Source organism: Okeania sp., assembly GCF_035285525.1.
Classification (GTDB): Bacteria; Cyanobacteriota; Cyanobacteriia; order Cyanobacteriales; family Microcoleaceae; genus Trichodesmium.
Genome location: NZ_JAYKGW010000018.1, coordinates 50,447 through 65,215 on the forward strand (window position 1 = coordinate 50,447; position 14,769 = coordinate 65,215).

Annotated in this window: 12 protein-coding genes; 7 read left to right on the plus strand and 5 right to left on the minus strand. The window is 32.7% G+C overall.

Going from position 1 to position 14,769, the window contains the following annotated elements; genetic code table 11:
• Nucleotides 1–850: 850 nt before the first annotated feature.
• Nucleotides 851–1,786 carry an SGNH/GDSL hydrolase family protein gene (locus tag VKJ25_RS01885; protein ID WP_324234929.1) on the plus strand — a complete coding sequence of 312 codons (936 nt, stop codon included), beginning with the start codon at nucleotides 851–853 and terminating at the stop codon, nucleotides 1,784–1,786.
• Nucleotides 1,787–2,364: 578 nt separating this feature from the next.
• On the opposite strand, the gene VKJ25_RS01890 is transcribed toward VKJ25_RS01885, so the two are convergent.
• Nucleotides 2,365–3,561 carry an AI-2E family transporter gene (locus VKJ25_RS01890; protein WP_324234930.1) on the minus strand — a complete coding sequence of 399 codons (1,197 nt, stop codon included), beginning with the start codon at nucleotides 3,559–3,561 and terminating at the stop codon, nucleotides 2,365–2,367.
• Nucleotides 3,562–4,709: 1,148 nt separating this feature from the next.
• On the opposite strand from VKJ25_RS01890, the gene VKJ25_RS01895 reads away from it, so the two are divergent.
• The 4 genes from VKJ25_RS01895 to VKJ25_RS24815 all read left to right on the plus strand — a co-directional run bounded on the left by VKJ25_RS01895 (nucleotide 4,710) and on the right by VKJ25_RS24815 (nucleotide 6,705).
• Nucleotides 4,710–5,618, plus strand: coding sequence for an AEC family transporter (locus VKJ25_RS01895; protein WP_324234931.1), 909 nt, complete (start codon nucleotides 4,710–4,712; stop codon nucleotides 5,616–5,618).
• Nucleotides 5,619–5,839: 221 nt separating this feature from the next.
• A complete protein-coding gene (locus VKJ25_RS01900; protein ID WP_324234932.1) occupies nucleotides 5,840–5,974 on the plus strand; it encodes a hypothetical protein in 135 nt (44 codons plus the stop codon).
• Nucleotides 5,975–6,133: 159 nt separating this feature from the next.
• Nucleotides 6,134–6,397: a hypothetical protein gene (locus VKJ25_RS01905; protein WP_324234933.1), complete on the plus strand. Its 264-nt coding sequence runs from the start codon at nucleotides 6,134–6,136 to the stop codon at nucleotides 6,395–6,397.
• Nucleotides 6,398–6,534: 137 nt separating this feature from the next.
• Complete coding sequence (locus VKJ25_RS24815) at nucleotides 6,535–6,705, plus strand: hypothetical protein (protein WP_483143727.1); 171 nt, start codon at nucleotides 6,535–6,537, stop codon at nucleotides 6,703–6,705.
• 384 nt (nucleotides 6,706–7,089) lie between these two features.
• Here the strand turns inward: VKJ25_RS24815 and VKJ25_RS01910 are convergent, their stop codons facing one another.
• Both VKJ25_RS01910 and VKJ25_RS01915 read right to left on the minus strand, forming a co-directional pair.
• The gene (locus VKJ25_RS01910; protein ID WP_324234934.1) at nucleotides 7,090–7,458 is read right to left on the minus strand and encodes a SpoIIAA family protein; all 369 of its coding nucleotides are present in this window, start codon (nucleotides 7,456–7,458) and stop codon (nucleotides 7,090–7,092) included.
• A gap of 1,064 nt (nucleotides 7,459–8,522) precedes the next feature.
• Entirely contained in the window at nucleotides 8,523–10,256 is a 1,734-nt protein-coding gene (locus VKJ25_RS01915) for an ABC transporter ATP-binding protein (protein ID WP_324234957.1), read from the minus strand.
• A gap of 406 nt (nucleotides 10,257–10,662) precedes the next feature.
• On the opposite strand from VKJ25_RS01915, the gene VKJ25_RS01920 reads away from it, so the two are divergent.
• Together VKJ25_RS01920 and VKJ25_RS01925 are read left to right on the plus strand one after the other, a co-directional pair.
• On the plus strand, nucleotides 10,663–11,022 hold the full coding sequence (locus tag VKJ25_RS01920; RefSeq protein ID WP_324234935.1) for a hypothetical protein: 360 nt from the start codon (nucleotides 10,663–10,665) through the stop codon (nucleotides 11,020–11,022).
• Between the two features lie 311 nt (nucleotides 11,023–11,333).
• Complete coding sequence (locus tag VKJ25_RS01925) at nucleotides 11,334–11,807, plus strand: peptidoglycan-binding domain-containing protein (RefSeq protein ID WP_324234936.1); 474 nt, start codon at nucleotides 11,334–11,336, stop codon at nucleotides 11,805–11,807.
• Nucleotides 11,808–12,364: 557 nt separating this feature from the next.
• On the opposite strand, the gene VKJ25_RS01930 is transcribed toward VKJ25_RS01925, so the two are convergent.
• On the minus strand, nucleotides 12,365–12,535 hold the full coding sequence (locus VKJ25_RS01930) for a hypothetical protein (protein WP_324234937.1): 171 nt from the start codon (nucleotides 12,533–12,535) through the stop codon (nucleotides 12,365–12,367).
• A 424-nt stretch (nucleotides 12,536–12,959) separates the two neighbouring features.
• On the minus strand, nucleotides 12,960–14,453 hold the full coding sequence (locus VKJ25_RS01935) for an alanine/glycine:cation symporter family protein (protein WP_324234958.1): 1,494 nt from the start codon (nucleotides 14,451–14,453) through the stop codon (nucleotides 12,960–12,962).
• Between the last annotated feature and the right edge of the window lie 316 nt (nucleotides 14,454–14,769).

Here is a 14,769-nt window from a genome sequence, read left to right on the forward strand (position 1 = left end):
GCCAAATCAAGATAGGGTATTTTCAGTTATCAGTTATCAGTTAGCCTCCTGGGTCAGAGCTGCCATTTTTCGTATAGGGAATGGGAGCGCATTTATGCCGCGCAGCGAAATAGTCTCTCTGGCTGGTTGCGGATCATTCGGCAGGGAACTCAGAGACTTGAAGTAATGAACTTTTATTTTTTTATCCCCTTGAAAGGCTATGCTGTACCCACATATTTATTAATATAAAACTTGGGCATTATTGACAAGTTATGAAAATTTCTTATTTCGGCTTTTTCGGAAGAAAAATCTATAAAAAAACACATTTTTTGGCGATCGCTTAAACTTGTTTTATGTAGCTACTATGATGTTTTCTTTTTTCTCCTCTGCTTCCTTCTCCAACCTCTGGAATGTGAGTGTGGCACATCCAAATGCCTAATTGTAAAAAACATATCCCTGTAAGTTTCCCCTCCTGGGAGCTGGGATAATTCTTTGTCGTCAGAGTATATGACAAGTAAATATGATGAGCAAGAAACAAATCAAGTCTGACTTTAATTATAAATTTCTTTATTCTTAAACAGGATAACCAACTCTGATCAAAAGTGGCATAATCTTCAAATTAGTTATTAGTGGCAACTGCTCAAGTATTCAGATTGAAATACTTACTTAATAGAATATTTTTTATCCCATTGAAAGGGAGGCACATACCTCAAATTTTTGGTAAAAGATTCATCTGAATGCTAATAGCTGAGTGTTTATTAATAATTGTTATAATCTAAGCATTTGCTGGGGAATACTGCAAAAACAGCTATTGGCTATCAGCTCTTCCTCCGAAATGCTTACGTTATAATTTATTAGGAATTTTAGATTAGTGAACACTCTCTTCATAGTTTCAGAAATCATAATTTGCTTATTAGCGATATTAGAAATAGGATTGCGTTTAGTTGCTGGTTTTGGCAATCCTCTCACTTATAATACTGATAGTAAAATTGGTTATCTTTTAAGACCAAATCAAAATGTTACTCGATTTGGAAAACGAGTAAAAATTAATCAGTATTCTATGCGTTCTGAACCAATAGAACAGTCAAGAAAAGATAATACTTTGAGAATATTTTTGTTAGGAGATTCTGTGGCTAATGGAAATTGGTGGACAGATCAAGATCACACAATTTCTGCAATTATAGAGAAGCAATTAAATGAAAAATTAGGTCAAGATAAAATTGTTGAAGTTCTTAATGCTTCAGCTAATTCTTGGGGTCCTAGAAATGAACTTGCTTATTTAGAAAAGTTTGGTTTGTTTGATTCTCAAATTATAGTATTACTGATTAATACTGATGATTTATTTGCTAAGAAACCAAGTTCTTTAGTGGTAGGAGTTGATCGAAATTACCCTGATAAAAAACCTATGTTGGCAATAGCTGAAGTGATAAGTCGTTATCTTTTACCAGCGCCAAAAGTTCCCACAATTAATGAAGGAGGAGATAGAGTTGGTTTCAATTTAGCAGCAATAAAAAAAATCCAGGAAATTACTCATCAAAATAATGCTAAATTTATTTTAGCAATGACTCCTTTACTTCGAGAATTTGGGGAACCTGGTTCTCGCGATCATGAAGTTAAGGCTCGTCAACGTTTAAAGAACTTTATCCAAGATGAAAATATTCAATATTTAGACTTATTACCTATTTTTAAATCTGTATTAAAGTCAAATAGTTTGTATCGAGACCATATTCATTTAAGTCCTGAAGGAAATCAAATTGTTAGTGACGTGATTAGTAAATCAATTATTAGTGAAGGGAGTAGGGAGTAGGGAGTAGGGAGTAGGGAGTAGTTAGTAATTAAGAGCAATAGGGAGTTATAGAATAAATGATTGTTTCTAATAGCGCCTTAATTTTTCTGTTTTTAGGGAGTAGTTAATAATTAGGAGGAATAGGGAGTTATAGAGAAGGTAGTTGGAAAAATCATCCCTTAATTTTTCTGCCTCGCGTTAGCCTAAAATCCTAATTTTTTGATTTTTCGGGAACCGTACTTTCAAGACCTAAAATTTGGCACTTTTTCGACACCTAAAAAAGCTGAAATTTTTTCAATATCAAGCTTTCATATTTAATTAGAAAATTCTAATTATTAATTAGGGTCTGCTGAAAAAGTCTGATGGTGGAGGTAGGGAGTAGGGAGTAGGGAGTAGGGAGTAGTGAAGAGTAAAGAGGAATAAGGAGTTCTAGGGAAACTTGCTTTAAGGAGCTAAACCTTGTACTTTTTCCATACCTAAAAAGACTCAAACTTTAGAATATCAATGCTTTGATAAATAATTCAGCAAGCCCTAATTATCAACACCCTATGCCCTGTTTCTTCAAGGCTAAAAGTTTGTACTTAACGAGGATAAAATTGCTATAAAATAGAGTTTTTTTCTTGCCAAATATCTAGAATATCTTTGAATAAAGTTTCCTCAATCCAAGTTTTAGCTACTACAGTTAAAGGCAAAGCTAAAATTAAACCTAAAATTCCAAAAAAAGTAGTAAAGAAAATTTGAGAACCTAAAGTAACAGCAGGTAAAAGAGAGACTTGTTTTGCCATAACAGTTGGACTTAACCAATAACTTTCCAGGTTCTGAATAATAATGTATAAAATTCCTACTGCAACTATTTTCCAAGGGGCATCTAAAATAGCAATCATTATCGGAAAAACTACACTCATAGTCGGACCAATATTAGGAATAAAATTGAGTAAACCTGCTAGTAAAGCATGAGTCAAAACTAAATCAATTTGTAATAGAAATAAACCAATACCACTACAGGTTGCTACAAACAGAGAGTTAATTACTATTCCACCAAACCAATTACCTAAAGCTACCTCACACTTCGATAAAATTTCATCTGCACGTTGTCGATAAAAAGAAGGAAATAAAAGTAATCCTACTCGTCGATAAGCTTCAGCATTAAATAAAAACATGATGGTTAATACAAATACTAAAAGTACTTGTAAAAAGACGATAAAAGTATTAGAAAAAATCTTAAAAAAGTTGCTGAATAACTGAGTACCAAATTTTTGTGTTTGTACTAACATATCAGTAGCAGTAGGTGGTGCTGGAAATAGATCGGGTGTTTGTCGATATAACTCCACAAGTTGAGAGCGAAATTCTCTAAATACATCGGGTACTAAAGCAATTAATTTTTGGAACTGGCTAATAAAAGGTGGTACAACTAGCAACAAAAATAGCAACATAATTAATGTGGCTAAAGTTAAAGTAGCAATTACAGCTAATTTTCTGTGAATACCCCATTTACTAATTTTTTTTACTAATCTATTCAAGGCAGTTGCTAATACTATTGCTGCAAATATTAATAGTACAAGTTGTCTAATTTCCCACAAGATATACAAGGAAATAAGCAAACTAAAAAAACCTAACCATTTACCAAAATTCATATTTAAGTAATAAGTAATAAGTAATAAGTAATAAGCAATAAGTAATAAGTAATAAGAAGTAAACCGGGCGCATTTAATATTTGCCAAAATACTTTTTTCCTGTTCCCTATTCCCTAAAAGCAATAAATTTTTGGCTTTCTTCGCCCATTGAGATGCACCCAATAAACCTTTAACAAAAACTCTAACAGAAAAGGAATAAATGATAAAGCTTTATTATTCAAAATTAAATTTTACTACAAAAGCCAATTTTGAACTTTATATACCATAAGAAATCATTTGCGAAAATAAACTGTAGGGGTTTAGTCTCCAAACCCAAATACCAAAGGAATAGGAAAAAAGTATTTTCGCAAATATTGAGATGCAGCCAATAATTTAGGATTATTATAGTAAGCTGTTAAGCATTTAAACCACATATTTGTTATGTGCCTAATGAAGAATACAACTCTGATCACTTCTGATTTATGACTTGCTAATACGCATTTAAAATGCCTATTAGCTTATGGAGATATTCTGAAGAGAATATTCACCAAAGGTAAGCATTCAACTATTAGCAATAAAAACCTCAAGCTTAAGGAGAATATTTAAACGAATATAAACCTCAAAGCTGGCTTTTGTAATAATTTTCATTTGATAATGAAAAAGCTTTGATAGCTTACTAAAAGCACTCTTCTGATAGCTAATAGCTGACGGCTGAATGCTTACCACAAAAGTTAAATTTTTAATATAAAATCTGAACTACGTTAACAGTAAATAATGAATAATTCTTTTTAAAGTTAAAGGAGCTTGCTGTGGTAGTAACTTTATAATTTTCTCTCAATTTATAAATTGCTTTTACCGAATAATTAATAATTAAATAATTAAATAATTTGCGGGTTGAAGCCTCCCTTTTAAAAGGGAAAAAGCGGTCGTCAGTGCAGTTTCCCGAAGGGTGAGATTGATGGGTTTCCTAACCATATCTAATCTCCCCTTGAGAAATAAATTTTTTCCTTTTATTTAATCCTCTTCCTTTTAGGGAAAGGTAATTATCAATTATTCATTATTGAACTTTCCTGCTAATGTAAGCATTTCCTTTGGAATGCTGGGCAAACAGCTATTAGCTGTGAGCTAACAGCAATTAAAATGCTGTTTTTAAGGGTAGGGTGTAAATGAAAACTTTAATCTTAAAGAAGCCGACTTTTTTAGTAAAATTTACAGCTTTAACCGGCATCAAAAAATAGCTTATAAGTTGATAGCGAACGGCTGAATGTTTACCTGCTAATTAATAGCTAAAGGCTTACTTATAAAATGATTAATTCATAATTTTTTGAACTATGATTGAGATTTTATTTTCGGTTGTATCTGCTGTTTTTCCAGTTGGGTGTATTGTTTTAATTGGTTTTATATTTGGCAAAAACTTTTCCATTGATGAACCTACACTTTCCAAACTATCTTTATATGTATTATTTCCAGCATTACTAACAGATATTTTGTATCGCACTACTATTAGTATTGCAGAAGCCATGGAAATATTTATTGCCTTTGGATTAATTTATATTTTGCTATGTTTAATATCTTGGATAATCGCAAAAAGATTAGGTTTTTCTGTAGCTGCACAAAAAAGTTTAGTAGCTTCCACCGCTTTGTCTAATTCTGGAAATATGGGTCTGTCTGTAACTTTATTTGCATTAGGAGAACCAGGGTTAGAAAAAGCTGTAATTTATTTAATATCATGGAATTTAATTGTGATGAGTACCATGCCTGCTATTCTCAAAGGAGGTAGGTTTTGGTCTAGTATTATTTTTACTCTCAAACTGCCTATAATTTGGGGAATGATTTTAGGTTTAATTTTTAATTTATTTAATGTTCAATTACCTTTGAGATTAGATGATGGTTTACACCTTTTAAAAGAAGCTACAATTCCAGTTGCTTTATTATTGATGGGAATACAAATATCTAATAGTTCTTTTAAACCAGGTACTTATGAGTTCGGTGCTAGTTTAATGCGTTTATTAGGAGGAGCATTGGTTGCTTATTTAGTTGGTAAAACTATGAATTTGGCAAGACTTGATTTACAGGTATTAGTTTTACAAAGTTCGATGCCATCTGCTTTAGCTTCTTTTTTAATGGTTAATGAATTTGGTGGGGATGCGACAAGAACTTCCAAAGTTGTGATAGTATCAACATTGTTATCTTTTTTAACTTTGCCTATAATATTATGGGCAATTGGAGCAACATCTTAAAAACAAGGAAGAAGGCAGAAGGAAGAGGGAAAAATAATGTTATAAATAGTTTAAAATTTTAGATGTGAATATATGCGAAATATAGCACTTTCTTTACCAAAAAATGAGGGTATGTACCTCCCCTTTTAAGGGGATGAAAAAATATTTAACACGGTTCCAGAGAAATCAGTATTTCAAGCCTCCAACTTTAGTCGGAGGTTCACTCTCTACTGATAAATTAAATGACACTTACTATTAATTTAAAACATATTGCTGCTACTTTACCAATTTTTGTCAGACTAGAACAAAAAGAAAAGTTATTATTTGTTTTAGGTGCTTTGATCGCTAGATTAATTAGTTTGAGAAAAGCTGCGTAAATTATGGAAATTGATGCTGAGGAATTGTTGCAAATCTTGGATTTATTAGGCATTAAATTTTCCTATCTTTCCTCTGAAGATATAGAACAGGAACAAAGGTGGTAAAAGTTTTGAAAATTGTAATTAATTCCTCTCCTATCATCTTTTTTTTTAGTCAAGTTGCAAGCTTTAGAATTATTTATTAGTAACAATAATGAATTTTATACACAACCCTCTGTTGTGACTGAAATTAATGCTAAAAGTGATGAGATTAGTTGGGTATTAACTCCTTTACTAGCATCAGAAAAATTAATAATACAAAGCGCTAGTTTAACTTCTTTATTTAATCAGTTAAATATGAACTTTGGCAGCGGTAATTTCAGTTATCAGTTATCAGTACCTCTAGCTGTTTGCACAGCATTCCTTAGGAAAGTAAGAGGCTAAATACTGAATATTCTTTTTTTATCCTCTTAAAAGAGGAGGCTTCATACCTAAATTTTTCGGTGAATCAGAAACTATTGCTTTAGCTATAGAATTACAAGCTGATTTTGTAATTTATAGACAATTTATTTGCTAGAAAAATAACTACTAATTTAGGATTAAATGTAAAGGGAACTTTAGCAATTTTGAAAAAATTAGCTGTGGAGGGAAAAATAGAAATAGGTAATAAAGATGAGCTTTATAAAAATCTTGTCAAAATCAAATTTAGAATTTATCGTTCTATTTTCGATGCTGTATTTCGTGATATTTAGTAAATAATTGATAAAATCTTACCCAAGTATAAGCATTCTACATTTTGAACCAACTTGGGATGATTTTTTAGCTAATTTAGTGACAGATTATTTAGTAAATTATTATCTAGACTAAAAAATAATTTCCGATTTAATTTGCTGTAATTAATTGTGTTTTGCTACTTAATTATCCAGTAAGCATTCAGTCGTCAGCTATCAGCTATTGTCTTTAGTTTGAGATATAAAGCTTTATTAACTGAGCTAGGTTAATTGGTTTGAGATAACAGTTTTATTAATTAACACAAAATTAGAGCTTACTATAAAAGCTGAGTTTTATTGCTGATAACTGCTGAGTTTTATTGCTGATAACTGAGGTGCTAATAACTGAATGCTTACCTGACATTACTACTTAATTATCCATTCTAAAGCTTGGTCTTTTTCTGACCAAGAAAAACATTTTGCCTCAAGATGGATTATATCACCAAAAATTTTATTACCAGCAGTAGTTAATTTATTTATCCAATTTGCATCACATACAACTGCTTTTTTATCGAAATCTTTTAGGTGTCCTAAACCAAATTTTAAATCTTCCCATAAAGCTTCCGCAGATATTCCTTGAAAACTTTTAACTTCAACATAAACTCGTAATTTAGGTTGAGATTTTAATCTTTCCTCAACTAAATTTTTGATTTTTTCAATGTCACTTGTTTCAATTTTTCCATCAATACTAAGACCAATGATATTTTGATTTGCTAAAGATATAATTTCTATCATTTTACTTTTCTCCTTCTGAAATACTTATCAATTTTAATCTGTTATTTTTAGGTAAAACTTCTGTAGATTTTTAATCCTTTTATAAGTTAATTATGCCTAAGCATTCAGCCGTCAGCTAAAAGAGGAATTAATCTTCAAAGAGAATTAAAAGTCCGATACGAAAAAGATCATCAGCTAAATTTATTAAGTTATTAGTTTCATGTATTTTTGGCGCAGGATAATCCAGGAAAAACTGTTTGCGCAGCATTCCGGAGTCAAAGCTAACTGCTAATAGCTGTTTGCGCAGCATTCCGAAGGAAATGCTTACAATTATGCTTTCTATATTTCCTTTATTTTTGCCTAAATAAAATAGTTGCAAGCCAAACTTATTAATCTAATACTTACTTTCACCCTATCAATTAACTTTAACTCAAGTTAATTAAAGCTGCCAATTAAGAAGTTAATTTGTTTACATTTTTTATTTAAACAAGCTAGTCCTTTTTTCTAGGGTTTTCCAGAGTCATAAGATACATCCATTTGCAGCATTCAACTATCAGAATAGTGTTTTTATTTTTTTGATAAAATCCTTATTATTCAGGATTAAGTTTTGCTATAAAAAGGCAATTTTAAATTCTATATTTGTTTCAATTTACTCCTTAAGCTTGAAGTTTTTATTAATTGATAACCGACAACTAATAGCTGAATACTTACCCAAGAATTAATAATTAATAATTAAAAGTTGATAGTCAATAATTATTCATTCAAAAAATCACGTCTGGAAGCCTCCCCTTTTAAGGAGTAAAAAATTTCATGATTAGTCAATTCCCTCCTTTAAAGAAGGGGTAATTATTAAAAGTTGATAGTCAATAATTATTCATTCAAAAAATCACGTCTGGAAGCCTCCCCTTTTAAGAAGTAAAAAATTTCATGATTAGTCAATTCCCTTCTTTAAAGAAGGGGTAATTATTAATTATTAATTGTTCATGGCTTTACTGCTGAAATCTATTTTTATTCTATTCCCTATTCCCTATTGCCTATTGCCTATTGCCTATTTCCTATTTCCTATTCCCTGTTCCTATAATGAATTAACTAAATTGTTTCTGATAAAAACGATTATAAAGCTTACCTTTTGCCAGTAACTCTGCATGAGTACCCGACTCTAAAATTTGACCATTTTCCATAACCAAAATACGATTAGCACGACGCACAGTTGCTAACCTATGAGCAATAATAAATACCGTCCTTCCTTCCATCAATCTTTCCAAAGCTTCTTGAACTAAATATTCAGATTCAGAATCAAGAGAAGAAGTAGCTTCATCTAATATTAATATCCTGGGATTTTCTAATACCGCACGAGCGATCGCTATTCTTTGTCTTTGCCCTCCCGATAAATTAACACCCCTTTCTCCCACCCAAGTTTCATAACCTTTTGGCAACTTAGTAATAAACTGATGAGCATTAGCAACCTTAGCTGCTTCTTGTACATAATTAATATCATAATCTAATTGACCAAAAGCAATATTTTGTGATACCTTTCCCGAAAATAATGTCACCTCTTGAGGAACAATTCCAATTTGTCTTCTCAAACTTTTAAGAGTCACATCTTTAATATTAATATCATCAATTAATATTTCCCCTGATTGAAAACTATAAAATCTAGGCAACAAATTTACAAGTGTACTTTTTCCAGCTCCAGAAGCACCAACCAAAGCAATTATTTCCCCAGAATTTACCAACAAATTTATATTTTTCAAAACCTGCTTTTCAGGATTATAAGAAAAACAAACATTCTTATATTCTACCTTTCCCAGTACAGTAGGCAAACGTATCGCATTGGTTTTTTCTATCACTTGAGGTTGAATTTTTAACAATTCAAAAACCCGGTCACAAGAAGCCTCACCTTGTTTAAACTCACTATAATTACTTGTTGTTAAAGAAATCGGATCAATCAACAAAGCTACACCAGTTACATAACTAATAAAACCTTCCCCAGTCAAATTTCCCTGAGATATTTGCCACCCCCCCAAAAAAAACAAAAAAACCACACTCATTGCCTCCAAAAAACCAACCACTACAAACTGTAGAGCCTTCACCTTTTCCGTCATATATTTTGCTTGTCGGTTTTGTTCAGCCTCCACAGAAAATTGAGCAATTTGATACTCCTCAGCAGCAAAAGCTTGAACCACCTTAATACCACCAAATACCTCCGTTATTAAAGCCGATAAATTAGAAATATGATTCTGACTTTGGTGGGAAAAAGAAAGTAATAACTCTCCAAACCAACCTATCAATAAAGCCATCAAAGGAGCAATAATTAGAGTTGCAAAAGTTAATTGCCAATTCAAATAAACCATGTACCCAAGCACAACAATTAACTGTAAAATGCAAGGCACAAATTGGTGAAAAAACTTATTAATAACCTCCCCAGTCCGGTCAATATCCTCCGTTATCCGATAGGAAAGGTCTCCAGTTTTTGAACTTTCAAAATAACTAATATCCAGCCTTTGTAAGTGAGAATAAACTCTTTTTCGCAAATCTAAAGCAATATTTAAAGCGGCTTTTGCCATTAGGGTATCTTGACCATACTGCACCGTACCCTTAATCAGAAAAATAATAGCTGCTAGACCAGCCAGTTGAGCGATCGCTCCCACATCTCCCTTGCCAATATAACCTGCCATTTCACCCATTAGCCAAGCTAAAATAGGCCAAAAAATAGTAAAGATTAATGTACAAATCAATGCCTTAATAATTGTTGGCCAGTAGGTATAAACATAAGGTAAAAGCTGCCAATAATTAGAGCTTGATTTTAATCTGCCCAGCTTAATTTGATTTTTCAAAATATTATAAATTTTTCTATATTTTCAAGATAAAAAACTTGCGTTTAGGGATTTAGCATGATAGAACAGTCATAAGCCAAGTCGTGGAAAAGTTTGGTAAGAATCTATAGTCCATCCTACACACCAAAGGCCAGCCTAATTTGATTTGGCATTTTTACTTGATACTTATAACTCATGTGATATTCTGTAAAATGCCAATCTAAAGCTTATATGTCCGATTTTTGGCATAAACTGGGAATATATCTACCAAACCCCAAGTACAATTTTTACATCTACTTTTTTAAGATTCTGTTTCAAAGACATCTTTGAATTAGTATGTAATTGTTAATATAGGTAAAATCCTATTTTGTAGTAGTTCATTTATTATTTAGGTTAAACAGAGGAAATTATGGAAACATTAGCATTTTCCCATTTAGCTATCAATACAGAAAACTCTGACAATGAGTATACTGTTTGTGTAGACTTCAGCAACCTATCCACTGTTGGTGCAATGGGTTTACTATCTGTTGCTACTGTAGTTGGAGCAATGGGCGTAACTGCTGATTCTGCTTCTGCTCATGGTTATGGCTATGGTCGCTATAATAACTATGGTAGTTATGGTGGTTATGGTAAATATGGTCGTAGCTCTAGTAACTACTACAGAAAAGTTACCTACACAGAAGTTGTTCGTAAGTCTTACAATAAATCCTATGGTAGCTATGGTAACTACGGTGGCTATGGTGGCTATGGTGGCTACGACTGCTACTAAGCTTTTGAGATTATCAAAGTCCACGAATAGAAGAAACTAATCGAGGACTTTGATAATCTTCAAAAATATTCTGTATAAACAAGCTAGTTTACACGGTAGCTTGATAGTTCAACTAAGGAAATTATAAAATTTCCTAGTTTAAATTCTAAATTCAACTAAATTCTGCTGAAGTTGGTATACTTTACGGTATTATCAAACACGAAGCATACTATCATTTTGAGTGTTACACCGCAAAAATACCCAGAATGCTATGAGGCGATAGGGTAGGCACTTAGAATAATAAGGATGTCAAATATTATTACACAGGAATCATGGAAACATTAGCATATTCTCATTTAGCTACTGCAGAAGAAAATTCTACAGTAGAACTCAGTTTTGAAGGAGTAAACTGGAAAAGATTCTCTAGCTTAGGTGTAATGGGTCTTCTTTCTGCAGCTACTATTTTAGGCGCTCTCAGTACAACTGCTGACTCTGCTGCGGCTTGCCACCATACTTGTGGTTCAAAATATGGTCATCGTTCATACCGGAAAAGTTATCGCCCCCGCTATCGCCATGCTTCTTACCATGGTCGTCGTCATGGATATTATCTTTCTTATGGTAGCCGTGGACACAAAGTTGCTAAACTGCAACACCAACTAGGAGTTATGGGCTATTTCCACCATCACCGTGCTACTGGTTATTTTGGCCCGAAAACTAAGCATGCAGTTAAAGCATTCCAATATGATGTGGGCTTAAGACCAGATGGTGTTGTTGGACCTCGGACTATGGCTGCTTTAGGTTTCTAATGATAAAAATTTAGCATTATGCTGATGGGTTGAGTAAAATAGAAAAATCATCGTTTTTCATCTCATAGTCATTAATTAATGTGATACCAGGAGCAACAATGTTAGTAGATTAGATTGCTCTTGGTATTTATCGTAAGTTTTATTGAGATTTTGAAAAGTAGAAACACCGAGAGATTATTTATTTTATATAGTTACAGTAGATTTTATCAAACTTATAGTCTAGTTATTACAGACAAGATGACTGTCTTACCAAAACTGAGAATTGATAATTAAGCGATTAGGTTTAAAGCTTCTCTTTTTCTCCTTAATAGAGAGAAGTAAGATTTCCTGATGTTTAATTATTTCGGTTTTAACTAGAGGTTGATATTTGTCTTTCATAAAATTTAGAATCCACCATAACTTAAGAATCGGTGGGTTGACATAATCTCAAATTTGTGTATTAAAAAAACTAAGGGATATTTCTCAAACTTAGGATTTGAGCTTTAACTACCTTTTGATTGATGACTATGTTGGGTTGAACTTACTTAAAACCCAAATAATAGGGAAGGCAACCTTTGTTACTGGTCATGTCCCTTTGTTAATTTTTGTGGCCTAGTTGGATTAGCAATATACTCACCATAAAACAAACTAAATTTTCCAAAATTTTTCAACCAATGGAGAATAGTTTGTCTAATATATTGAATAAGTGTGTGGTACTGGTTAACTCGAAATGCAGGAGTCCTTAACATATTTCCTACTCCTCATAATTTAGTGAAATTGTAGTTGTATATACTATTCTAAGATCCTTTTTAATAATTTAGGGTAGTGTTCTTAATTAAATTTAATAAAGTTAGGGTTTCCTGAAAAAGTATATTAGCCAGGGAAGGGGACAGGGAAAAGTTGAGAGTATCTGCTACGGCCAAATTTTCTGATAGTCAGGGTTAAAGTTTTACCATTTTGAGACTACAACAGCTAAAGACCAGATACTTTTTAACGACCTAAAAAAGTTGAAAACCTTTATATATAAAGGTTTTGATAAAAATTCAGCCAGCCCTAGTTAAGAGGAATAGGGAGTTATAGAGGAAATACACGGTTCCCGATAAATCGGAAAAATTATCCCTTATTATCCCTTGACTTGGGTGTTACAATGTCAAAGTTTCTACAATATGATATTCAATCACCAACTCCAAAAGCTATCATTTCTCCTTTTCGGAGACGATCCATATAATTTTGTAAATCCTTGGCTACTTGACCACATAAAAAATAGCCTCCCAAAATATTAGGAAAAGCCATTGACATTAAAGTAGCATCACTAAAATTAATGACAGAAGATGGGTTAGATACTGAACCGATAAAAGTAGCAATCAAAAACAAAATTTTGTAAATAATTAATCCTTTACCACCAGACAAATAATCCCAACAACGTTCGCCATAGTAGCTCCAAGAAATCATGGTAGAAAAAGCAAAACAGAAAACAGCGATCGCCAATAAAGTAGGAAACCAGGTAACAACACTACCAAAAGCAGCAGCAGTTAACTCTGCTCCTTTATTGGCTGACCGCAAAGCAGCAAATTCTTCAGCATTGTATACCTGACTAATGACAATTACTAAAGCTGTCATATTGCAGACAAGAATAGTATCAATAGAAGGTTCCAATAAAGCAACCAAACCTTCACGAATAGGTTCGTCACTTTTAGCCGCAGAGTGAGCGATCGCTGCCGAGCCAACACCAGCTTCATTAGAAAAAGCAGAACGTTGAAACCCTTGAATAATCACACCAATAAAACCACCTTCTACTGCTTCCGGAGCAAAAGCACCAGAAATAATAGTAGCGATCGCCCGAGGAATTTCCGTAATATTATTCAGCAGAATAAAAAGGGCAACTAAAAAATAAATCAGACACATTACAGGAACAAGAGTACCTGCTACTGCACCAATACGCTGAATCCCACCCAGAATTACTAAACCGACCAAAACTACCAAAACCAAACCATAAAGCCAACTAGGTAAACCTGGTAAGACACTGGAAATGGCACCATAAGACTGATTTGCTTGAAACATATTAGCACCACCGAAAGCAGCCAAAACACAAAATACAGAGAATAATACAGCGAGAACTCTGCCTAAAATTCCGTATCCCATTTCTGCTAAACCTGCTGATAGATAGCGCATTGGTCCACCAGAAATAGTACCATCAGGTTTAACAATGCGATATTTTTGAGCGAGGGTACATTCTACAAATTTAGTGGTCATGCCAAAAAAACCAGCGATCGTCATCCAGAAAGCGGCTCCAGGTCCACCAATACTAATAGCTATAGCGACACCCGCAATACTACCTAGTCCTACAGTTCCTGATAGTGCTGTAGCTAAAGCTTGGAAGTGAGTGACTTCTCCTTCATCTTCGGGGTCATCGTATTCACCTCTGAGGATATCAATGGCGTGTTTAAAAGCACGAATATTGATAAATTTCATTTTGATGGTGAAAAAAATTGCTCCAATTATTAACCATAAAACAATCAAAGGAAAACCACCGATACTGAAGAAAAGGATGCTAAATATTACTTTTACACAACTTGAAAAAATTTGATCGATGCTGTTGATAAAATTATATGCTGTTTCTAATTCTATTGCTAAAGCAACAGTTGGTATTAACTTAAATATAAGCATATACACCCAAGTTCCTCCTTTAATTTTTAACTTTACTTACTAATCGTTTGTATTAACTAGATACTTATACCATGAAACTCTAATTTTTTCAGGATGGCAATTCCCCTAAATCATTTTGAGCATCCGGACAAAGCTTAATTTTTTTGAGAAAAGAATTAGATATTTATTTGTTAATGGTTTTTTATATCGCTTATTCATGCTAGTATATTTTGAAAAAATCAAAATGCTTTTAAGTAAACATTGAGCTATTAGCTATTAGCTTTCTTACTATTATAAGGATAAAATTTTCTCGTTTAAATTATCTCTTTTTTCTGGG